Source organism: Agromyces sp. LHK192, from assembly GCF_004006235.1.
Lineage (GTDB): Bacteria > Actinomycetota > Actinomycetes > Actinomycetales > Microbacteriaceae > Agromyces.
This window is the reverse complement of the sequence record NZ_CP034753.1, coordinates 3,585,582-3,605,818: the sequence shown is the minus strand read 5'-3', so window position 1 is coordinate 3,605,818 and position 20,237 is coordinate 3,585,582. Positions and strand designations below refer to the sequence as shown.

The following is a 20,237-nucleotide window of genomic DNA, read 5'->3' as shown; positions in this document are numbered from 1 at the left end:
GTGCGACGACGGGAGGGGCCAGGGATGAGCCTGCAGTCGGTACGGATGCCCGAGCAGCGGAGCCTGCGTGCGCACGTCGAGCAGGCGTTGTCCGCCGCGATCATCTCGGGTGAGCTCGCGCCGGGCACCCTGCTGACCGTGCCGACGCTCGCGGCGCAGTTCAACGTGTCGGCGACGCCGGTGCGCGAGGCCATGCTCGACCTCGAGGGGCGCGGGTTCGTCGAGCCGGTGCGCAACAAGGGGTTCCGGGTCACCGAGGTCAGCGACGAGGTGCTGCGGGAGCTGGTCGAGGTGCGGCAGTTGCTCGAGCCGCCGGCGATGGAGCGGCTCGCGCGCGGGTTCCCGTCGGAGCGCCTCGAGGAGCTGCGCGCCGTCGCGAGCCAGATCGTCGAGGGTGCGGCGACGGGCGACCTGCAGGCGTACCTCACCGCCGACCTTGAGTTCCACCTCACCCTGACCCGCATGGTCGGCAATCGCCTGCTGGTCGACATCGTGCGCGACCTCCGTTCGCGGACCCGGCTGGTGGGTCTCGCGACGATGCTGGAGTCGGATCGGCTCGGCGAATCGGCGGCCGAGCACCTCGTGCTGCTCGACCACCTCGCGGCCGGCGACGCGACGGCGGCTCGCGAGCTCATGCACCGGCACATCCACCACACCCTCGGCTGGTGGGCGGGGAATCCCGAGCGGGAGTAGCTCCCCGACCGGCGGCTCCGCGCGGCCCGAGTCCCGCGACCCCCGAAACGGGGCCGCGCAGTGACTTTCCAAACCCCACAATGTGTGACATATTACTGTTGGATCGACCGCCAGAGGAGGTGCCGGCATGACCACCCACGACGTCGCCGTGATCGGCGCCGGCATCGTCGGCGCTGCCTGCGCCCGCGCCCTGGCCGTCGCCGGGCTGCGCGTGGTCGTGCTCGAGCGCTCGGCCGCGGCATCCGGCACCACCGGCCGCGGCGAGGGCAACCTGCTGCTCTCCGACAAGGCGCCCGGGCCCGAACTCGACCTCGCCCGCCGCGCGGCGGCCCTCTGGCCGGTCGTCGCCGCCGAGCTCGCCGCCGAACTCGGACCCGACTTCCCCGCCATCGAGTACGAACCCAAGGGCGGCCTCGTCGTCGCCACGACCGAGGCCGGCGCGGGGCCCCTCACCGCCTTCGCCGACGGCCAGCGTGCCGCCGGGGTCGACGCCCGGGTGATCGGCCTCGACGAGGCCTTCGACCTCGAACCGCACCTGAACCCCGCGATCACAGCGGCCGTGCACTACCCCGAGGACGCGCAGGTGCAGCCGGTGATCGCCGCCGAGGCGCTGCTCGCCTCCGCGCGCCGGCACGGCGCCGACGTGCGCACCGGGGTCGAGGTGCTCGGCGCGACCCGCGACCGCAACGGTCGCCTGACCGAGCTGCACACGACCGCCGGCGACATCGCCTGCGCCCGCGTGGTCGTCGCGGCGGGCCCGTGGACGGGCGCCGTGAGCGCCGCGCTCGGCGCACCGCTGCCCGTGCTGCCGCGACGCGGCATGGTGCTCGTCACTACCCGCATGCCGCACCGCGTGTTCCACAAGGTCTACGACGGCGACTACTTCGGTGCGACGCAGTCGAGCGACGCAGCCCTGCAGACCTCGAGCGTGGTCGAATCGACCGCCGCGGGCACCGTGCTCATCGGCTCGAGCCGCGAGCAGGTCGGCTTCGACGACCGGTTCCGCGTCGAGGTGCTGCGGCAGGTCGCCGCGAAGGCCCTGCGGCTCTTCCCGTTCCTCGAGGGCGCCTCGGTGATGCGCGCCTACGGCGGCTTCCGGCCCTACATGCCCGACCACCTCCCGGTGATCGGCGCCGACCACCGCGTCGACGGCGTCTGGCACGCGACCGGCCACGAGGGGGCGGGCATCGGGCTCTCGCTGTCGACGGCCGAACTCCTCGTCGCAGAGATGACGGGCGGCGCCGCGCCCATCGACCCGGCGCCCATCGACCCGGCGCCGTTCTCTCCCGCACGCGCGAGCCTGCAGCCCCATCTCGAGGCGGTGGCATGAGCGCGCGCCTGCTCCCCGCCGGGTCCGACCCGATCCGGCCCGGCGCCTCGACGCCGATCACGATCCGCATCGACGGCGAGCCCGTGCCCGGCGTGGCCGGGCAGACGATCGCGGGCGTCGTGCTCGCGAGCGGGCGGATCGCCTGGCGGCGCACGTCGGCCGACGGGCGCCCACGCGGGCTCTTCTGCGGCATCGGCGTGTGCTTCGACTGCATCGTCACCGTCAACGGCGACCGCGACGTGCGCGCCTGCCAGCGCCGCGCGAACGACGGCGACGTCGTCGAGTCGCAGCACGACGCGCTGCCGGAGGTGCACGGATGACCGGGGTCGTGACGACCGACGTCCTGGTGATCGGCGCCGGCCCCGCCGGCCTCGCCGCGGCGCTCGCCGCCCGCGCCCGTGGCGCCGCCGTCACCCTGCTCGACGCCGCCGACGACCTCGGCGGCCAGTACTGGCGACACCTTCCGGCCGAACGCCCCTCGGCGCGCGAGCGGGTGCTCCACCACGGGTGGGAGCGATTCGACCGGATGCGTCGCGACCTCGCGGCCGACCCCGGCTGCGAGGTGCTCACGAGCGCGCAGGTGTGGGCGATCGAGCCCGGCGTCGCCGACGCCGACCCGGGTGCCTCTCCACGAGCGGACGAGTCGGCGCGCGACGGCGACACCGGTCGCCCGGTCGTGCACGTGCTCGTCGGACCCGTCGACGGCGCCGACCGGGTGGCCCGGAGCATCCGCCCGGACGCCCTCGTGCTCGCGACCGGCGCGCACGACCGCACGCTGCCGTTCCCCGGCTGGGACCTGCCGGGCGTGTTCACCGCCGGCGCCGCGCAGGCCCTCGCGAAGGGTGAGCGGGTCGCGGTCGGCGAGCGCGTCGTCGTCGCCGGAGCCGGCCCGTTCCTCCTGCCGGTCGCGGCGTCGCTCGCCGCGACAGGGGCGCGGGTGCTCGGCGTGCACGAGGCGAACCGCCCCGGTGCGCTCGTGGCGGGCTGGTTGCCCAGGCCCTGGGCGCTCCTCGGCGCCGGCGGCAAGGCCGCGGAGCTCGCCGGCTACGCGTGGAACCACGTCCGCCACCGCATCCCGTACCGGACCGGCAGCGCCGTCGTCGCCGCGCACGGCGTCGACCGCGTCGAGGCCGTCACGATCGCCGACCTCGACCGCGACTGGCGGCCCGTGCCGGGAACCGAGCGCCGCGTCGAGGCCGACGCGGTGTGCGTGAGCCACGGCTTCACGCCCCGCCTCGAACTGCCGATCGCCGCGGGCTGCGCGATCTCCTCCGACCGCTTCGTGATCGTCGACGAGCGCCAGGCCACCAGCGTGCCCGGCGTGTACGCCGCCGGCGAGATCACCGGCATCGGCGGCGTCGACGCGGCGCTCGCCGAGGGTACGCTCGCCGGTCACGCCGCCGCCGGCGGGGCATCCGACGACCCGGCCGTCTCGCGCGCCGTGCGCGCGCGCCGCACCTTCGACGACTTCGCCGCCCGCATCGAGCGGGCCCACGGCATCCGCCCCGGGTGGACGGCGTGGCTGCGCGACGACACGCTCGTCTGCCGCTGCGAGGAGGTGCCCTACGGCCGGCTCCGCCGCACCGCGGACGCGACCTGCTCGACCGGGCTCCGCTCGCTCAAGCTCACGACCCGAGCCGGCCTCGGCATCTGCCAGGGCCGGATCTGCGGCCGCACCGTCGAGCACCTGCTCGGCGGCACCGACCGGACCGGGGGCGGCGGCTTCGCCGACGGCGTCAGCACCGACCGGCGACCGATCGCCGCGCCGATCAGGCTCTCCGAACTCGCCGGGGTCACCCGACCCGCCGGCGCATCCGAACCAGGCGCACTCGAATCGGGTGCACCCGAACCCGCTCCACGAAAGGAAACCCCATGACCGACACCTTCGACCTCGGCGGCGTGGTCGTCGCGACGACCCTCGCCTTCAAGGAGGACGCCTCGGCCCCCGCCGGGCTCGCCGTCGACTACGACCGATTCGCCGCGCACTGCGACTTCCTGATCGCCAACGGATGCCGCGGCGTCGGGCCGAACGGCTCGTTGGGCGAGTACTCGTCGCTGACCGACGAGGAGCGACGCAAGGTGATCCAGGTCGCCGTCGAGGCCGTCGGCGGCCGCGGCATCGTCGTCGCCGGCGTGCACGGCGTCGGCTGGCACCAGGCCGTGAAGTGGGCCGAGTACGCGAAGGAGGACGGTGCCGACGGAGTGCTCGCGCTGCCGCCGACGATCTACCGTGCGAACCGCGGCGAGGTGGTCGAGCACTACACCCGGCTCAACGAGGTCGGCCTGCCGATCATGCTCTACAACAACCCGTTCGACACCAAGGTCGACCTGACGCCGGACCTCGTTGCCGAGCTCGCGCAGCTCGAGAACGTCGTCGCGATCAAGGAGTTCACGGCCGACATCCGCCGGGTCCTCGAGATCCGCGAGCGCTGCGACATCCAGGTGATCGCCGGCGCCGACGACCTGCTGTTCGAGTCGCTCGTCGTGGGCGCCACCGGCTGGTTCGCCGGATACCCGAACGCGTTCCCGAAGGAGGCCGTCGAGATCTACGACCTCGTGCAGGCCGGACGCATCGACGAGGCGCGCGAGCTGTACCGCCACCTCGTGCCGGTGTTCCGCTGGGACTCGAAGACCGAGTTCGTGCAGGCGATCAAGTACTCGATCGACTTCGCCGGCCAGAGCTACGGCGGCCCGACCCGCCCGCCGCGCGGCCCGCTCATCCCCGAGCACGCCGAGCAGGTGCGTCGCGAGACGCAGGCCGCGCTCGACTACATCGCGTCGCGCTGAGGCGCCCACCGCACATCGACCACCGGGCGTGAGCCCGGCAACCGGCAGGAGGATGGGACCATGCGTTCCTCACGGGTGATCACCGCGGTCGACTCGCACACCGAGGGGATGCCGACGCGCGTCGTGACCGGCGGCGTCGGCGTCATCCCCGGCGCGACGATGAACGAGAAGCGCCTGCACTTCATGGCGCACCTCGACGACCTGCGGCTGTTCCTGATGAACGAGCCGCGCGGGCACGCCGCGATGAGCGGCGCGATCCTGCAGCCGCCGACCCGGCCGGACTGCGACTGGGGCGTCGTCTACATCGAGGTGTCGGGGTGCCTCCCGATGTGCGGCCACGGCACCATCGGGGTCGCGACCGTGCTGGTCGAGACCGGCATGGTCGACGTCGTCGAGCCCGTCACCGAGATCCGGCTGGACACCCCGGCCGGGCTCGTGATCGCGCGCGTCCAGGTCAGCGACGGCCACGCCGACTCGGTCACGATCGAGAACGTGCCGAGCTACGTCGACGTGCTGGATGCCTCGGTCGAGGTGCCGGGGCTCGGCACGGTGCCGTACTCGATGGCCTTCGGCGGCAACTTCTACGCGATGGTCGACCTCGACGACGTCGGGCTGCCGTTCGACCGGGCGCGCCAGCAGGACATCCTGCAGGCCGGGCTCGCGATCATGGACGCGATCAACGTCGAGGCGCCGCCGCGGCATCCGACGATCGACGGTCTCGACCACTGCCACCACGTCGAGTTCATCGCACCCGGATCGGATGCCCGTCATTCGCGGCACGCGATGGCGATCCACCCGGGATGGTTCGACCGGTCGCCGTGCGGCACCGGCACGTCGGCACGGATGGCGGAGCTGTGGGCGCGCGGCGAGCTCGCGCTCGACACCGACTTCGTCAACGAGTCGTTCATCGGCAGCCGGTTCGTCGGGCGCCTGATCGCCGAGACCGAGGTCGACGGGCGGCCGGCGGTGATCCCGACGATCACCGGCCGGGCGTGGGTGACGGGCATGGGGCAGTACCTGCTCGACCCCAGCGACCCGTTCCCCACCGGGTTCCAGTTCTGACCCGAGGCCGGCGCCGCAGCACCGCGCCGGAACGCCGGTACGAACACCAACACCAGCACCAGCACCACAGGAGCACTGCACCGTGACCGACCTGCACGACGTCGACCTGATCGCCGAGACCGCGGCGGCGGCCGCCGCACCTTTCGCCGACACCAGCCCCGCCGAGCGGGCGCGAGCCCTCGTGGCCGTCGCCGACGCGCTCGACGCCGCGGCCGACGACCTGGTGCCGATCGGCATGCGCGAGACCGGGCTCGCCGAGGCGCGCCTTCGCGGCGAGCTCCGCCGCACCACCGTGCAGTTGCGGCTCTTCGCCGAGACCGTGCTCGACGGCTCGTACCTCGACGTCAGGATCGACGACGCCGATCCCGGCTTCGCGCTCGGCCCTCGGGCCGACGTGCGGCGCATGCTCGTGCCCGTCGGCCCGGTCCTGAACTTCGCGGCATCGAACTTCCCGTTCGCGTTCTCGGTCGCGGGCGGTGACACCGCGTCGGCGCTGGCCGCCGGGTGCCCCGTCGTGCTCAAGGCGCACCCGGGCCATCCCGAGCTGTCTCGCGCGACGGCGCGCATCGTGGCCGCCGCGCTCGCGGACGCCGGCATGCCCGACGGCGTGTTCCAGGTCGTCGAGGGCGTCGAGGCGGGCGTCGCGATCCTGCAGCACCCCCGCATCCGGGCCGCGTCGTTCACCGGCTCGCTGCGGGCGGGGCGGCACCTCGCCGACCTCGCCGCCGCGCGCCCCGCGCCGATCCCGTTCTACGGCGAGCTCGGAAGCGTGAACCCCGTGTTCGTCACCCGCGCAGCCCTCGACGAACGCGGCGGCGAACTCGCCGCGGGATTCGTCGCGAGCGTCTCTGGCTCGGCCGGGCAGCTCTGCACCAAGCCCGGCCTCGTGTTCGCGCCGGCCGACGAGCGGTTCGCCGGCCTCGTCGCCGACGCCGCCGCCGAGGTACCCGAGCACCGGCTGCTGAACGGCGGGATCACGCGCGGCTTCGGCGCTCGCCGCGACGCGGTGCTGGGCGCGCCCGGCGTCGTCGCGGTCGCCGGCGGGGTGCTGCGCGTCGACGACGACGGCGACGGCTGGGCGACGCCGACGATCCTCAGGGTGTCGCTCGACGACTTCCGCGCCGCCCGCGACGCGCTCGCCGAGGAGGCGTTCGGGCCGCTGTCGATCCTCGTCGAGGTGCCGGAGGGCGCCGACCTCGCGGCGCTCGTCGAGGAGTTCGTCGAGGGCGAGCTCACCGCCACCGTGCACCTCGGCTCGTCCGAGGCATCGAGGGAGGCGACGGGGGATGCCGCAGGCGAGGCATCCGATGCGGCCCGAGCGCTGCTGCGTGCGCTGACCGACCGGGTGGGGCGCGTGCTCGTCGGCGGCTGGCCGACCGGGGTCGCGGTGACGCCCGCGATGCAGCACGGCGGTCCGTGGCCGGCGACCACCGATGCCGGGTCGACGACGTCGGTCGGCACCGCGGCGATCGCCCGCTTCCTGCGACCGGTCGCCTACCAGTCGGTGCCCGAGGCGCTGCTGCCGCCCGCGCTGCAGGATGCGAACCCGTGGGGCGTGCCGCAGCGGCGGTCGCCCGCCGGGGAGTCGACGTCGTGGGGGACGATCGCCTGACGGCTCGTCGGCGCCCGCCGTGCCCCCGGAGCTCGATCGCCGCGCCCCCGTAGATTCGAAGCATGGTGCCTCCCGACCGTCGACTCAGGCGTCCGAACGCGGCGATCGCATTCACGGACTCGGAGGGCGACGGAACGCCCGTGGTGCTCACCCACGGCGCGGGCCTGGACCGCACGATGTTCGACGCCCAGGCGCAAGCATTGGAAGGGGCCGGTTACCGCGTGATCACGTGGGACCTTCGCGCGCACGGCGCCTCGACCCTCGCACCCGGGACACGGTTCACCGCGACGGACGCCCTGGACGACCTCGACGCCCTGCTCACAGCCTGCCGGATCGACCGGGCCGTGCTGGTGGGGCACTCGCTCGGGGGCAACCTCGCGCAGGCGTTCGCCCGGGCCCGCAGCGACCGGGTGCTCGGGCTCATCGCGATGGACTCGACCTGGAACACGGGCCCGCTCTCCGCGCTCGAACGACGAGCGCTCCGCCTTGCGGCCCCGTCGCTCGCGCTCGTTCCGGCTCGCAGGCTGCCCGGCCTCATGGCGCGCGCCTCCGCCGTCTCGCCGTGGGCGGTCGAGCGGGTGGAGCAGACCTTCGCGAGGATGCCGAAGCCGGTCTTCCTGGACGTCTGGCGAGCCGTCGTGTCATTCGTCGATCCCGACCCCGGGTACCGATCCCCGGTTCCGCTGGGCCTGGTCCGGGGAGCGCAGGACCGCACCGGCAACATCGCGACCGCGATGCCGCGGTGGGCCGAGGCCGAAGGCGCCTCGGAGTTCGTGATCCCCGGGGCCGGTCACCTCGTCACCTGGGACGCACCCGAGGCAGCCTCGGGGGCGCTGCTCCGGATCCTCGGCGGCTGGACGCCCTGACGGCATCCGGCGAGGCGGGAGGGGGTGTCGCGGCGCGGCGCGCTACCGCTGCTTCGCCTTCGCGTCCGACACCTCGCGGCGCGGCACCGCACGCACGGGCTCGCCGCGGCGGTCCTGGCCGGGCAGCGGCCGCGAGCGTCGACCGTAGATCAGGTCGGACGAGTCGAGCAGCCACGGCACGAGGGCGACGGTCACGCCGTGCACGAGCATGAGCTTCTGCCGGATGCGCCGCGCCTTGTGGTTGTGCAGGATGCCCTCCCACCAGTGCCCCACGATGTACTGCGGCATGTAGACCGTGATCACCTCGGAGCCGTGCTCCTGGCGGTGCTGCTTGAGGTACTGGATCAGCGGGTGGCTGAGGTCGCGGTACGGCGACGACAGGATGCGCAGCTTCACGTGGATGTTCTGCTTGACCCAGTCCTTCTTCAGCTGCTTGGTCGCGGCCTCGTCGATGGACACGTGCACGGCCTCGAGCGAGTCGTGGCGGGCGGCGATCGCGTAGTCGAGCGCCTTCAGTGTCGGCTTCTGCATGCGGCCGACCAGCACGATCGCGTGGTCGCCCTGCGCGCCGAAGGTCGTGGTCGGGTCGACGGCGATCTCGCGCTCGACGTCGCGGTAGTAGCGGTGCACGCCCATCATGAGCAGGAACAGGATCGGCATGAGCACGAACACGATCCATGCGCCGTGGGTGAACTTCGTGACGGTGACCACCACGAGGACCACCGCGGTCATGGTGGCGCCGAGCGCGTTGATGACGAGCGCGCGCTGCATCGCCCCGCGCGAGAGCGCCCGGTCGTCGTCGGTGGCCTGGCGACCGGGCCGCCCGCTGCGCGCGCTGCCGGCCGGATGGGGCCTTCGCCGCAGCTCGCGGACCCAGTGCCGCACCATGCCCGTCTGGCCCAGCGTGAACGAGACGAACACGCCGATGATGTAGAGCTGGATCAGCACGGTCAGGTTGGCCTGGAAGATGATCAGGATGATGCTCGCCGCGAGCGCGAGGATCAGCACGCCGTTCGAGAAGATGAGGCGGTCGCCGCGCGTCGAGAGCGACTTCGGCGCGTACCCGTCGCGGGCGAGCACCGAGCCGAGCAGCGGGAACCCGTTGAACGCGGTGTTCGCGGCCAGCAGCAGTACCAGCGCCGTCGTCGCCTGGATCAGGTAGAAGGGGAACGACCCCTCGCCGAAGGTCGCCCCCGCGACCTGCGCCATGAGGCTCTGCTGCGGCTCGGTGGCACAGCCCTCCCAGCCGATGAGGTGGCACGGCACCTCGGCGTAGTGCACGTCGGCGATGAGCGCGACCGTCGTCAGGCCCGCGAAGAGGGTGATCGCGATGCCGCCCATCGCGACGAGCGTGAGCTGCGCGTTGCGGATCTTCGGCACGCGGAACGCGGGCACGCCGTTCGAGATCGCCTCGACGCCCGTGAGGGCGGAGCATCCGCTCGCGAAGCTGCGCAGCAGCAGGAGCACGACCGCCGCCTGCGTGAGCGACTCGCCCTCGACCTCGTACTGCGCCGACTCGGCGACCGGCGGGTCGCCCAGCAGCGTGCGGGTCAGTCCGACGACGATCATCACGAAGACGCTGCCGATGAACAGGTACGTCGGCACCGCGAACGCCTTCGACGACTCGCTGACCCCGCGCAGGTTCACGGCGGCCAGGATGATGACGAACAGCACGGCGAGCTCGACCCGCCACGGGTTGAGCTCGGGGATGGCCGAGATGATGTTGTCGACGCCCGAGGCGACCGACACGACCACCGTCATCACGTAGTCGACGAGCAGGGCGGATGCCACCACGAGCCCGGCCTTCTCGCCGAGGTTGCGGTGCGCGACCTCGTAGTCGCCGCCGCCCGACGGGTAGGCGCGGATCAGCTGGCGGTAGCTCGCGACGACCGTCACGAGGAGCACCACCACCGCGAGCGCGACCCACGGGGCGAAGCTGAGGAACGCCAGCCCGCCCACCAGGAGGATCATCACGAGCTCCTGCGGGGCGTAGGCGACCGACGAGAGCGGGTCGCTCGCGAAGATCGGCAGCGCCAGCTTCTTGGGCAGGAGCTGGCCCTCGAGCTTTTCCGTCGGCAGCGGGTCGCCGATGATCCAGTGCTTCGGCGACTTCAGCTCCGCGGGTGGGGCGTCGCGGGCATCCCCCTCATTCGTCACGGCGGATGACACTACTCCCGCGGCATCCGATGTCAAGTCCGCCGATCGGCGGACGCGCGGGGCGGGACGTCGCCGACCGGTTTCCGCAGGTCCCGCCGAAGTTCCGGTTGGTAGCCTGTCGACATGACCCTCGCCCCCTCCGCCCTGCTTCCGCGTGCCCGCCGACGACTCGCCGCGATGGCCGCGACCGCGCTCGCCGCGGGCCTGCTGCTCGGCATCGCGGGCGCGGCGCAGCCGGCCTCCGCGCACGACCAGCTCCTCGGCTCGACGCCCGAGCCCGGCGAGGTGTTCGAGGCCGCGCCAGAGCAGGTCGAGCTGACGTTCAGTGACAACGTCATCGTCGTCGGCACCGTGATCGAGGTCGTCGACGAGCAGGGTTCGGCGATCGACACCGGCGAGACCGAGGTGCTCGGGCCCGACGTGCTTGCGACGCTGCCCGCCGACCTCGAGGGGGAGTACCAGGTGCGCTGGCGGGTCGTCTCGAGCGACGGGCACCCGATCGAGGGAACCATCGACTTCGGCGTCGGCGCGGGTGCGACCGGCGTCTGGGATGGACGGGCCGCGGGTGGCGACGCGTCCGACGCCGCGACGGACCCGGCATCCGAGGACGCCGGTGAGGCGACCGACGCGCCGAACGGCTGGCTGATCGCCGGATTCGTGGTCGGCGCGCTCGCCGTGATCGGCCTCGTGATCGCCCTCATCGTGAAGACGGGGCGCCGGGCGCCGGGCACGGACGCACCGGGCACGGATGCCACGCGCCCCGGTGACGGCACGGAGCCCCGCGCGTGAGCGACGTCGCCGACTGGGTCGCCGTGCGGCGCTCCGACGCGGAGACGGTCGGCTACCTCGACCCGCTGACGCCCGACTTCGACCGGGTGCAGGCACGCAGCCTGCTCGGCCACGCCGTCGGCGAAGCCCAGTCGTACGTCGACGCCGAAGAGCTGCTGCTCGACCGCGGCATCGGCGAGCTCGCCGACTCGTGGCACCTCGACGGCGGCGAGCAGGCCCTGTCGATCGCCGAGCTCTCGCCGCACGGCATCGTGCTGCGCGACGCCCTGCTGTCGAAGGCGCTGCTCCCGACCGAGGACATCCGCATCCCCTGGCCGGACCTCGACGGGCGCTTGTCGCGCACCCGCCCGGTGGGCGAGTAGGTCTCACCGCGCGAGCAGGTATGCCGCGGCGCACGCCGCGAGGCCCGCTGCGAGGGTGACGGCGACGTTCGCCACCGCGGCGCGGGCACGGCGCGCGAGGGCGAGCTCCACGGTCTCGACCGTCCACGTGCTGAACGTGGTGAGGCCGCCGCAGAACCCGGTCACCAGCACGACCCGGACGTCGTCGCCGACCGCTGCGCGCTCGGCGAGGCCGATGACGACTCCGGCGACGGCCGAGCCCGCGACGTTGGCGATCAGGATGCCGAGCGGGATGCGGCCATCGCGCACCGGGAGCGCGCGGCTGAGGCCGTAGCGCGCGACGGCGCCGATCGCGCCGGCGACGAGCACGGCAGCGGCGATCCACGGCGTGAGGGCGGCGGTCATGTCGTGGCTCCGCGGCCCGGACGGCCGGGGTCACCGGGCTCGACGGCCTCGGGCGGCACCCGGCCGTGCACCAGCCGAGCGCCGAGGACCAGCCCGGCGTACGCGAGGCCGATCCCGCCGATGAGCGACACGGCGAGGTAGGCGCCGGCCGTCCACCAGGACCCCGCGCCGGCGAGGAGCACGAGCGAGGCCATCACCGCCGAGAGCGTCGTGAACGACCCCAGCAGTCCGGCCCCGGCACCGGCCTTGACCCAGGCGGGCGTGGACGGCCGGGTCCAGAGCCCGCCCACCAGCGTTCCGAGCGCGAGTGCGCCCGCGAGGTTCGCGACCAGTGTCGAAACGGGGAACGCGTCGTCCCCGTGCGGCAGCAGCAGGTCCAGACCGAACCGCAGTCCGGTGCCGATGAGGCCGCCGACGAACACGGCGAGGATCGCGCGCACACGCCGAGGCTAGCGGAGCGGCCGGATGGAACCGCGCGGGACCGCCGACCTCAGCGCTCGCCGAACGACCCGAGCACCTCCGCACGCACCTCGGCGAGCCGGGCGCGAAGCAGCGACACCGTGTCCGCGGAGAGCCCGGCCCGGTGCGCCTGGGCGCGCAGGTCGGTGCGCAACTGCTGCCGGAACTCGTTGATGACGAGGTCGGCCTCGTGCACGGCGCGGTTCGACTCGGCCTGCCCGGCGGACGGAGCGGCCGACGGACCGGACGGCATCCGGGCGTCCTTCGCCGCGCGCTTGGCCTCCCGGGCCGCGTTGGCGAGCTCTGCGCGCAGCGTGCGCATGGCCTCGTCGACCTCGGCGCGCACGCCGTCGGCGAGCCGTCGCACGGAGTCGTCGACCTCGTCCTCGATCGCGTCGAGTTCGGGGCGGCGTCGCTCGAGCTCGGCTCGACCCGCCGGGGTGATCGCGTAGACGGTCTTTCGGCCGTCGACGGACTTCTCGACGAGGCCCTCCTCCTCGAGCTTCGCGAGGCGGGGGTAGATCGTGCCGGCGCTCGGCGAGTAGGTGCCCCCGAACCGGTCGGAGAGCGCCTGGATCAGCTCGTACCCGTGCCGGGCGTGCTCGGCGAGCAGCGCGAGCAGGTAGAGCCGGAGGCTGCCGTGGGCGAAGACGGGTGGGGTCATTCGCCCGTCTCCTCCGCTGCACCGGTGTCCGGGGCATCCGCTGCGGCCTTCTCGCGGCGCATGACGGAGATGTTGCCCGCGACGCTGCTGGCGGCGAGGTCGAGCCACTGGCCGGCGAGTTCGCCGGTCGAGTACTCGAAGCCCTTGCCGAGCACGCCCTTGAAACGGCTGTCGTCGAGCACGATGGTGCCGCCGACCGTGTTGATGCGGAAGCGCGAGCCGGACCCCTCGGCGTACCGCACGGTCAGGTCGCCCGAGACGGTGTTGGTGTCGATCCGCGACGGCGTGCCGTGCGCGTCGACGATCATGTCGCCCGAGACCGTGTCGGCGTTGAAGCCGACGATGTCGCCGGAGGCGATGATGTCGCCCGAGACCGAGTGCGCGGTGACCCGGCCGGTGTGGTTGCCGGCCGAGACCTCGCCCGAGACGGTCGAGAGCTCGACGTCTCCCGAGTGGTTGTCGACGACGACGTCGCCGGAGACGGTGCTGAACTTCGCGTCGCCGTCGAAGCCGCTGACGAGCGCGTCGCCCGAGACGATGCCGAGCTTCACGATCGCGTGGCGCGGCGCGAGGATCGACACCTGCGCCTTGGCGTTGCCGGCGTACCCCTTGAACGCGTCGATGAACTTGTCCCAGCGCAGCTGGGGGTGGTCGATCTCGAGGCGGTCGCCGTCGATCGAGACCTTGAGGTCCTTGCCGGTGACGTCGGATATCTCGACCCGGGCGCCCGGTTCGTCGTGGGCGATCAGGTCGACCTTGCCGCCGATGAGGCTGATCTTGAGGTTGCGGACGAGTTCGAGGTCGATCACCCGCGTTTCGCCGGGTGCGATCACCCACTGCTCGATGGACATTCGATTCCTCCTGTCGTGCGGAAGTCCGGGGCGACTCCCGCCTCGTAACTCGCGATATATCGCGTCTCTGAGAATCAAGATATATCGCGTTTTCGGGGTCGGCAAGCCGGTTCAGCGATTTCCGGGTTGACCTTGACGCTACGTCAACTTCTACGCTGGAAGCATCCGGGAATCACCCGGTTCTCGGAAAGGAGCAGCACATGGACTGGTCGATCCAGGAGGTGGCGAGACTCGCGGGCACCACGAGCCGCACCCTGCGTCACTACGACGACCTCGGCCTGCTGCCGCCGAGCCGGGTCGGCTCGAACGGCTACCGCCACTACGACCAGGCCTCGCTCGTGCGGTTGCAGCGCATCCTGCTGCTGCGCGAACTCGGGCTCGGGCTGCCCGCGATCGGCGAGGTGCTCGCCGGCGAGGCATCCGAGGTCCATGCCCTGGCGGGCCACCTGGAGTGGCTCCGACAGGAACAGGAACGACTGGCGCGGCAGATCGCGTCGGTCGAGAAGACCATGCACGCCGTGGAAGGAGGTGAACAGATCATGGCTCACGACATGTTCGACGGATTCGACCACACGCAGTACCGCGAAGAGGTCACCGAGCGCTGGGGTGCCGACGCGTACGAGCGCGGCGACCGCTGGTGGCGCGGCATGGGCGACGCGGAGCGCACGGCCTGGCAGGCCCGCACCGCGCAGCTCGCCGCCGACTGGGCGGATGCCGCGACGCGCGGCGTCGACCCGGCCTCGGTCGAGGCGCAGGCGCTCGCGAAGCGCCACGTCGAGTGGCTCACGGGCATCCCGGGCACGCCGACCGCGGCGCCCGGAGGCGACGTGAAGGGCTACGTGCTCGGCCTCGGCGAGATGTACGTCGCCGACCCGCGGTTCGCGGCGAACTACGGCGGCACCGAGGGTGCCGGGTTCGTGCGCGACGCGCTGCGCGTCTACGCGGAGGCGGCGCTGTAGTCGCCTCGGCTTCCCGCCCGTCGTGACCCCCGAGGTGTCCCGCCTCGGGGGTCACGGCGTCCGCCGACCCGGCGGATGGTGAACCGCGCGATCGTCCAGCCGCACAGCGGGCCGATCGTGACCGCGAACAGCACGGTGCCGAGTCCGACGTTGCCGCCGAGCAGCCAGCCCAGTGCGAGCACGGTCAGTTCGATGCCGGTGCGCACGATCCAGATGCGCCATCCGGTCACGCGGTGCAGGCCGGTCATGAGCCCGTCGCGGGGACCGGGTCCGAAGCCGGCGCCGATGTAGAGGCCGGTCGCGACCGCCAGCAGCAGGATGCCGCCCGGCAGCAGCAGGATGCGCACCCACAGGTCCAGCGACTCCGGGATGAGGAAGAGCCCGAGGTCGGCGGCCGGGCCGATCAGGATCGCGTTCATGATCGTGCCGAATCCGGGCCGCTGCCGGATCGGGATCCACAGCAGCAGCACGACACCGCTCACGATCAACGTGATGGTTCCGAACGTGAGGCCGGTCTGCTTCGCGAGGCCCTGGCTCAGCACGTCCCACGGGGAGACGCCGAGGGCCGCGCGCACGATCATCGCGATCGCGAAGCCGTACAGCACGAGACCCACGATGAGCTGCACGAGGCGGCGCGTGAGGAGCGGTGCGGGATCGTCGAACGAGGGCAGGCGGCGTGGCATGCCTTCCATCCAATTCCGAGATTGGCCTTCCAGCAAGATGCCAATTCGCATAATCTGGCTCGCATGTCGGATGCCACGCTGAGCGCCCGCCGCCTCGAGACCCTCCTCGGCCCCTGGCGCGGCGACGAATCCCCCACGACGGATGCCGCGTACCGCGCGCTCGCCGAACGGATCCGGCTCCTCGTCATCGACGGACGCATCACGGTGGGCACCCGGCTCCCCGCCGAACGCGACCTCGCCGACCGGCTCGGGCTCAGCCGCACGACCGTGACCGCCGCCTACCGGCGCCTGCGCGAGCAGGACCTGCTGACGAGCACCCGCGGGTCCGGCTCGGTCGCCCGGCTGCCCGGTGCGCCCAGCCTGCCGCCGGCGCCCGGCGGCAACGGGTTCATCGACTTCTCGAAGGCGGCGCCGGCCGCCCTGCCGTGGCTGCCCGACCTGGCCCGCGAGGCGGCCGACGAACTGCCCGCCCACCTCGGCGACGCCGGATACGACCCCATCGGCACGCCCGTGCTCCGGCAGGCCATCGCCGACCGGTACACCGCGCGCGGCCTGCCCACCTCACCCGACCAGGTCATGGTCACGATCGGCGCCCAGCACGCCATCGCGCTGCTGTCGCGGGCGCTCATCGGCCGCGGCGACCGCGCCGTGATCGAGACGCCGACCTATCCGCACGCGTACGAGGCGCTGCGGGTGGAGGGCGCGAGGCTCGTGCCCGTCGCGGTCGCGCCGCACGACGGCGGCGGGCTCGGAGGATCTGCGGAGTGGACCGCCGGCCCGGCCGACGAGGGAGAGGCGTTCGCGCGCGCGTTCGGCCACGCGAACCCGGTGGCGGCGTACCTGATGCCCGACTTCCACAACCCGACCGGGCGCACGATGAGCGAGCAGGCCCGCGAGCACGTGCTCGACGCCGCCGCCCGCCAGGGCACCGTCGTCATCGCCGACGAGACGATCGCCGAACTCGACATCGACCGGCGCGGAACCTTCAAGCCCCTCGCCGCGTACGGACCCGCCGTGCTCATCGGGTCGACGGGCAAGACCGTCTGGGGCGGGGTCCGCGTCGGCTGGATCCGCGCCGACCGGTCGCTCATCCGGCGCCTGCTCGCGGTGCGGGCGCCCGGCGACCTCGGCACGCCCATCCTCGAGCAGCTCATCACCGCTCGCGCGCTCGAGCGCATGGACGACGTCCTCGCACTACGGCGCGAGCAGTTGCGTGCCGGCCGAGACCTGCTCGAGACGCTGCTCGCCGACGCGTTCCCCGAGTGGCACGTGCCGCACGTCGACGGCGGCATCGTGACCTGGGTCGGCCTCGGAGCACCGGTCAGCTCGCAACTCGCGCTCGCGGCGCGCTCGCACGGGCTCGTCATCGCCGCCGGCCCGCGGTTCGGCATCGACGGCGCCTTCGAGCGGTTCCTGCGGCTGCCCATCTGCTACTCCGCGGCCGAGACGGAGGGGGCCGTGCGGGCCCTGCGACTCGCGTGGGAGTCGCTGCCGGGGATGCCGGCCGCCGACGCCGGACTGCTGTCGGGCGTCGTCTGAGGGTACGCCGCCGAACGCACGCCGTCCGGGCGCATGACGTCCGACCGCATGACGGAGACGGCGACGGTCCGCGCCGAACACGGGACCGCCGCCGCCGCTTCCCCCTGCTCCTCCGTCGGATCCCCCTTGCGATCCCGGTGGTGCACCGGCGCGGCGCGAGGAGCACCGCCGCCACCGGTTCGGCCGAACCGTCGGCACGGCCGGCACGCGCCCCGAGGGCGCGCGCGTCTGGTGAACGTCTTGGTAGGTGAGCGTCTGACGTCGTGGGGCGGATGGCCCGGGGTCGCGCGGGCGACCCCGGGCCTTCCGTCAGTTGCGCTGCGGCAGCAGGCGACGCGCCCCGAGCAGGGCCAGGCCGGCCAGCATCACGAGCACCGCGATCCAGAGGCCCGCGGTGTCGGTGCCGGTCGAGGCGAGCGACTCGGATTCCCCGGCCGCCAGTGCGATGGAGTCCGAGGCCGCGACCGTGGTCGAGCCGCCGTCGCCCGCGCTGCCGCCCGAACCGCCGTCACCGGGGTCCACCGGATCCACCGGGTCGACCGGATCCACCGGATCCACCGGATCCACCGGGTCGACCGGGTCCACCGGATCGACGGGATCGACGGGATCGACCGGGTCGACCGGGTCGACGACCGTCGCCGGTCCCTCGGTCTCGCTGTCGCCGATCACCGAGACGGCGTTGCCGCCGATCGCGATCGGGAGCGAGATGATCGGCAGCACCTGGGTGCCGCCGAGGAGGGAGTCGGTGCCGCCCGTCGTCGGCGACCCGGTGCCACCGGTACCGGGTGCGACCTCGGTGGAGGCATCCGTCGAGGTGCTGTCGCCGATGACCGAGATCGCGTTGCCGCCGACGGTGATCGGTGCCGCGGCGTCGACGATGGCCTGCGTCCCGCCGAGCACCGAGTCGGTGCCGTCGGTGGTCGCCGATCCGGTTCCGCCCGTGTGGGCGGTGCCCGGTGCGATCCCGGTCCACGCGTCCGTCGACTCGGCGTCGCCGATCACGCTGATCGCGTTGCCGCCGACCGTGACCGGTGCCGAGATCCCCGGCAGCACCTGCGTGCCGCCGAGCACCGAGTCGGTGCCGTCGGTGGTCGGCGATCCGGTTCCGCCCGTGGGTGCGGTGCCCGGTGCCTCGGTGGCGGCATCCGTCGACGCGCTGTCGCCGATCACCGAGATGGCGTTGCCGCCGACGGTGACCGGCAGCGAGACGTCCAGGAGCGCCTGGGTGCCACCGAGGATCGAATCCGTACCCGACGTCGCCGGTGCCGACGATTCGGCCGGTGCCGGTGCCGGTGCCGGTGCAGGTGCGGCTGCGGGTGCCTCGGTCGAGGCATCCGTCGACGCGCTGTCGCCGAGCACGCTGATCGCGTTGCCGCCGATCGTGATCGGGATGTCGACGTCGATCAGCGCCTGCGTACCCGAACCGACGCCGTCGTCACCCGAGGTGACGGCGGCCGGAGCCGGCTCGGCGGCCGGTGCCGAATCCGTCGATGCTTCGGTCGACGCACCGCTCGACGACGAGTCGCCGAGCACCGAGATGCCGTTGCCCGAGAGCGTGATGGGCAGCTCGATCGAGATGCCCGCCTGCGTGCCCGAGAGGATGCCGTCGTCGCCGCCCGTCTCCGAGGCGTGCGCCACTCCGGCGCCGAGGAGCATGAGGCCCCCCGTTGCGAGGGTCGCGTACAGCGCCCTCGTTGCGAACCGCTTGAGGTCCATGATGATCAGTCCTTCCGACTGGTGGGTGATGGCGCGCACCCGGAACCGGGCGCGCGAGTTCCGTGTCCGCCGCTGCGGGCGCGCGAAGGCGCACCGGTGCGACGGGACGGCACCCGTCAGTCGGGAGTGGTGTCGGTCTCGAAGACCGGCGACGACGGCAATGCGTCGTCGACCGTGGAGAGCGCGAGCGACGCGAGCGCGTCGAGCTGGAGCGAAGCGGATGCCGCGTCGCCGGAGCCGAGGCCGGGGGCGCCCGATGCCGAGGCACCCGAGGCCGGCGCGCTCACGGGCACGTTCGTCGGTGCCTGGCCGATCGGCGTCGGCGCGGCCGGGATGACGGCTGCGCGCTCACCGATGGGCAGGCCGGGCGGACCGGCGTCCGTCGCCACGGCCGTGCCGCCCCGGGACGGCGATGCGGTCGGCGGCGGCGAGACGTCGTGCGCCTGCGCCGCGAGCGCGACCGGAGCCTCGCTCGGTGCGCCCGGGCTCGGCGAGCCGGGCGTCACGGGTTGGTCGACGCCGGGGGTCCCGGTGCCGGGTTCGCCGTCGCCGGGCAGCAGCGGAACCTCGGGAAGTCCGGGGAGCACGCCTCCGCCGGGGAGTGGCCCGACCGTGCCGACGACCGTGTCGAGCGAGTCGTCCACGAGCGAGGTGACCGGCGTGAGCACGCCATCGAGGAGGTCGTCGCCCACGAGTTCGCCGACGACCGGCACGTCGCCCAGGACGCCGTCCACGCCGTCGACCACCGGGTCCACGATCGCGCCGACCGTACCGCCGCCGGCGATGCCGGAGACCGTGTCGGTCACGCCGCCGACCGTGTCGACGACGGCGGTGTCGACCGCGTCGATCGTGCCGTCGAGGGCTCCGGTGGCGGTGTCCACGACCTCCGGGACGACCTCGACGACCTCCGCGATGGGTTCGGGTGCGACCTCGACGACGGGTTCGAGGACTTCGTTGACGGGGGCGGTCACCGCACCGACGACGCCGCCGAGGAGGTCGCCGACCGCGCCGGTCACGTCGGCGACGCCGCCGACCACACCGCCGACGGTGCCGAGCAGGCCACGTGGTTCGCCGTCGTCGGCCGACGCCGACTGCGCACCGGAGGCCAGTGTGATCGCGAGCCACGCCGCGGATGCGGCGGCTCCGAGCAGCGCGAGACGCAGGAACGGTCGTCCCGTTCGCGTCGTCGCCTCGGCCATGGCACCCCCTCGCCTGATTGCACCCTAGCGAACGCGTCGCGGCGGGTACACCCCCTCGCGGCGGCGAGCCGCGGCGACGAAACCCATGGGAGCGCGGTCATCGGTCGTCGTTCACAGGGTTCCGT

20 protein-coding genes are annotated in these 20,237 nt (G+C 73.2%); 12 read left to right on the top strand and 8 right to left on the bottom strand.

Annotated features, from left to right (window positions below):
- The first annotated feature begins 24 nt into the window (after window positions 1-24).
- The 8 genes from ELQ40_RS16390 to ELQ40_RS16355 all read left to right on the top strand — a co-directional run bounded on the left by ELQ40_RS16390 (window position 25) and on the right by ELQ40_RS16355 (window position 8,350).
- On the top strand, window positions 25-693 hold the full coding sequence (locus ELQ40_RS16390; protein WP_127794647.1) for a GntR family transcriptional regulator: 669 nt from the start codon (window positions 25-27) through the stop codon (window positions 691-693).
- Window positions 694-820: 127 nt separating this feature from the next.
- Complete coding sequence (locus ELQ40_RS16385; protein ID WP_127794646.1) at window positions 821-2,023, top strand: FAD-binding oxidoreductase; 1,203 nt, start codon at window positions 821-823, stop codon at window positions 2,021-2,023.
- Window positions 2,020-2,343: a (2Fe-2S)-binding protein gene (locus tag ELQ40_RS16380; protein ID WP_127794645.1), complete on the top strand. Its 324-nt coding sequence runs from the start codon at window positions 2,020-2,022 to the stop codon at window positions 2,341-2,343. Before ELQ40_RS16385 ends, ELQ40_RS16380 begins: the two co-directional genes overlap by 4 nt.
- Entirely contained in the window at window positions 2,340-3,899 is a 1,560-nt protein-coding gene (locus ELQ40_RS16375) for an FAD-dependent oxidoreductase (protein ID WP_127794644.1), read from the top strand. Before ELQ40_RS16380 ends, ELQ40_RS16375 begins: the two co-directional genes overlap by 4 nt.
- Entirely contained in the window at window positions 3,896-4,810 is a 915-nt protein-coding gene (locus tag ELQ40_RS16370; protein ID WP_127794643.1) for a dihydrodipicolinate synthase family protein, read from the top strand. Before ELQ40_RS16375 ends, ELQ40_RS16370 begins: the two co-directional genes overlap by 4 nt.
- 60 nt (window positions 4,811-4,870) lie before the next feature.
- Window positions 4,871-5,872, top strand: a complete 1,002-nt coding sequence (locus ELQ40_RS16365; protein WP_127794642.1) for a proline racemase family protein — start codon at window positions 4,871-4,873, stop codon at window positions 5,870-5,872.
- An 82-nt stretch (window positions 5,873-5,954) separates the two neighbouring features.
- Window positions 5,955-7,484, top strand: a complete 1,530-nt coding sequence (locus ELQ40_RS16360; protein WP_127794641.1) for an aldehyde dehydrogenase (NADP(+)) — start codon at window positions 5,955-5,957, stop codon at window positions 7,482-7,484.
- 62 nt (window positions 7,485-7,546) lie between these two features.
- The gene (locus ELQ40_RS16355) at window positions 7,547-8,350 is read left to right on the top strand and encodes an alpha/beta fold hydrolase (RefSeq protein ID WP_127794640.1); all 804 of its coding nucleotides are present in this window, start codon (window positions 7,547-7,549) and stop codon (window positions 8,348-8,350) included.
- 42 nt (window positions 8,351-8,392) lie between these two features.
- Here ELQ40_RS16355 and ELQ40_RS16350 read toward each other — a convergent pair whose 3' ends face one another.
- The gene (locus tag ELQ40_RS16350; protein ID WP_370296452.1) at window positions 8,393-10,507 is read right to left on the bottom strand and encodes an APC family permease; all 2,115 of its coding nucleotides are present in this window, start codon (window positions 10,505-10,507) and stop codon (window positions 8,393-8,395) included.
- Between the two features lie 123 nt (window positions 10,508-10,630).
- Between ELQ40_RS16350 and ELQ40_RS16345 the strand changes: the two genes are divergently transcribed.
- Both ELQ40_RS16345 and ELQ40_RS16340 read left to right on the top strand, forming a co-directional pair.
- Window positions 10,631-11,296 (top strand): copper resistance CopC family protein, encoded by a 666-nt coding sequence (locus tag ELQ40_RS16345; RefSeq protein ID WP_127794639.1) that lies wholly within the window; start codon window positions 10,631-10,633, stop codon window positions 11,294-11,296.
- On the top strand, window positions 11,293-11,658 hold the full coding sequence (locus ELQ40_RS16340; RefSeq protein WP_127794638.1) for a hypothetical protein: 366 nt from the start codon (window positions 11,293-11,295) through the stop codon (window positions 11,656-11,658). The genes ELQ40_RS16345 and ELQ40_RS16340 overlap by 4 nt, the downstream gene beginning before the upstream one ends.
- A 3-nt stretch (window positions 11,659-11,661) precedes the next feature.
- Here ELQ40_RS16340 and crcB read toward each other — a convergent pair whose 3' ends face one another.
- Genes crcB through ELQ40_RS16320 form a run of 4 tightly spaced genes read right to left on the bottom strand, consistent with a single transcriptional unit; the run spans window position 11,662 to window position 14,016 of the window.
- Window positions 11,662-12,042: a fluoride efflux transporter CrcB gene (crcB, locus tag ELQ40_RS16335; protein ID WP_127794637.1), complete on the bottom strand. Its 381-nt coding sequence runs from the start codon at window positions 12,040-12,042 to the stop codon at window positions 11,662-11,664.
- Window positions 12,039-12,482, bottom strand: coding sequence for a CrcB family protein (locus tag ELQ40_RS16330; RefSeq protein WP_127794636.1), 444 nt, complete (start codon window positions 12,480-12,482; stop codon window positions 12,039-12,041). The genes crcB and ELQ40_RS16330 overlap by 4 nt, the downstream gene beginning before the upstream one ends.
- Window positions 12,483-12,532: 50 nt before the next feature.
- Entirely contained in the window at window positions 12,533-13,165 is a 633-nt protein-coding gene (locus ELQ40_RS16325; protein ID WP_127794635.1) for a PadR family transcriptional regulator, read from the bottom strand.
- On the bottom strand, window positions 13,162-14,016 hold the full coding sequence (locus tag ELQ40_RS16320; protein WP_127794634.1) for a DUF4097 family beta strand repeat-containing protein: 855 nt from the start codon (window positions 14,014-14,016) through the stop codon (window positions 13,162-13,164). Before ELQ40_RS16320 ends, ELQ40_RS16325 begins: the two co-directional genes overlap by 4 nt.
- Window positions 14,017-14,216: 200 nt before the next feature.
- On the opposite strand from ELQ40_RS16320, the gene ELQ40_RS16315 reads away from it, so the two are divergent.
- Complete coding sequence (locus tag ELQ40_RS16315; RefSeq protein ID WP_127794633.1) at window positions 14,217-14,975, top strand: MerR family transcriptional regulator; 759 nt, start codon at window positions 14,217-14,219, stop codon at window positions 14,973-14,975.
- Here ELQ40_RS16315 and ELQ40_RS16310 read toward each other — a convergent pair.
- The gene (locus tag ELQ40_RS16310; RefSeq protein ID WP_127794632.1) at window positions 14,954-15,658 is read right to left on the bottom strand and encodes a YitT family protein; all 705 of its coding nucleotides are present in this window, start codon (window positions 15,656-15,658) and stop codon (window positions 14,954-14,956) included. The two genes, ELQ40_RS16315 and ELQ40_RS16310, sit on opposite strands and share 22 nt — an antisense overlap.
- Window positions 15,659-15,721: 63 nt before the next feature.
- Here ELQ40_RS16310 and ELQ40_RS16305 point away from each other — a divergent pair, with 63 nt between their 5' ends.
- A complete protein-coding gene (locus ELQ40_RS16305) occupies window positions 15,722-17,197 on the top strand; it encodes a PLP-dependent aminotransferase family protein (RefSeq protein WP_127794631.1) in 1,476 nt (491 codons plus the stop codon).
- 309 nt (window positions 17,198-17,506) lie between these two features.
- Here ELQ40_RS16305 and ELQ40_RS18970 read toward each other — a convergent pair whose 3' ends face one another.
- Together ELQ40_RS18970 and ELQ40_RS16295 are read right to left on the bottom strand one after the other, a co-directional pair.
- Window positions 17,507-18,913: a hypothetical protein gene (locus ELQ40_RS18970; RefSeq protein WP_205649364.1), complete on the bottom strand. Its 1,407-nt coding sequence runs from the start codon at window positions 18,911-18,913 to the stop codon at window positions 17,507-17,509.
- Between the two features lie 116 nt (window positions 18,914-19,029).
- Complete coding sequence (locus tag ELQ40_RS16295) at window positions 19,030-20,112, bottom strand: hypothetical protein (protein WP_127794630.1); 1,083 nt, start codon at window positions 20,110-20,112, stop codon at window positions 19,030-19,032.
- Window positions 20,113-20,237: the final 125 nt, after the last annotated feature.

What these genes read in the sequence shown, in the direction of transcription:
- ELQ40_RS16355 (WP_127794640.1), top strand. Translation starts at nt 7,547, where the DNA reads ATGGTGCCTCCCGACCGTCGACTCAGGCGTCCGAACGCGGCGATCGCA.
- ELQ40_RS16385 (WP_127794646.1), top strand. Translation starts at nt 821, where the DNA reads ATGACCACCCACGACGTCGCCGTGATCGGCGCCGGCATCGTCGGCGCT.
- ELQ40_RS16325 (WP_127794635.1), bottom strand. Translation starts at nt 13,165, where the DNA reads ATGACCCCACCCGTCTTCGCCCACGGCAGCCTCCGGCTCTACCTGCTC.
- ELQ40_RS16380 (WP_127794645.1), top strand. Translation starts at nt 2,020, where the DNA reads ATGAGCGCGCGCCTGCTCCCCGCCGGGTCCGACCCGATCCGGCCCGGC.
- ELQ40_RS16375 (WP_127794644.1), top strand. Translation starts at nt 2,340, where the DNA reads ATGACCGGGGTCGTGACGACCGACGTCCTGGTGATCGGCGCCGGCCCC.
- ELQ40_RS16320 (WP_127794634.1), bottom strand. Translation starts at nt 14,016, where the DNA reads ATGTCCATCGAGCAGTGGGTGATCGCACCCGGCGAAACGCGGGTGATC.
- ELQ40_RS16370 (WP_127794643.1), top strand. Translation starts at nt 3,896, where the DNA reads ATGACCGACACCTTCGACCTCGGCGGCGTGGTCGTCGCGACGACCCTC.
- ELQ40_RS16315 (WP_127794633.1), top strand. Translation starts at nt 14,217, where the DNA reads ATGGACTGGTCGATCCAGGAGGTGGCGAGACTCGCGGGCACCACGAGC.
- ELQ40_RS16295 (WP_127794630.1), bottom strand. Translation starts at nt 20,112, where the DNA reads ATGGCCGAGGCGACGACGCGAACGGGACGACCGTTCCTGCGTCTCGCG.
- ELQ40_RS16310 (WP_127794632.1), bottom strand. Translation starts at nt 15,658, where the DNA reads ATGCCACGCCGCCTGCCCTCGTTCGACGATCCCGCACCGCTCCTCACG.
- ELQ40_RS18970 (WP_205649364.1), bottom strand. Translation starts at nt 18,913, where the DNA reads ATGGACCTCAAGCGGTTCGCAACGAGGGCGCTGTACGCGACCCTCGCA.
- ELQ40_RS16390 (WP_127794647.1), top strand. Translation starts at nt 25, where the DNA reads ATGAGCCTGCAGTCGGTACGGATGCCCGAGCAGCGGAGCCTGCGTGCG.
- ELQ40_RS16305 (WP_127794631.1), top strand. Translation starts at nt 15,722, where the DNA reads ATGTCGGATGCCACGCTGAGCGCCCGCCGCCTCGAGACCCTCCTCGGC.
- ELQ40_RS16345 (WP_127794639.1), top strand. Translation starts at nt 10,631, where the DNA reads ATGACCCTCGCCCCCTCCGCCCTGCTTCCGCGTGCCCGCCGACGACTC.
- ELQ40_RS16365 (WP_127794642.1), top strand. Translation starts at nt 4,871, where the DNA reads ATGCGTTCCTCACGGGTGATCACCGCGGTCGACTCGCACACCGAGGGG.
- crcB (WP_127794637.1), bottom strand. Translation starts at nt 12,042, where the DNA reads ATGACCGCCGCCCTCACGCCGTGGATCGCCGCTGCCGTGCTCGTCGCC.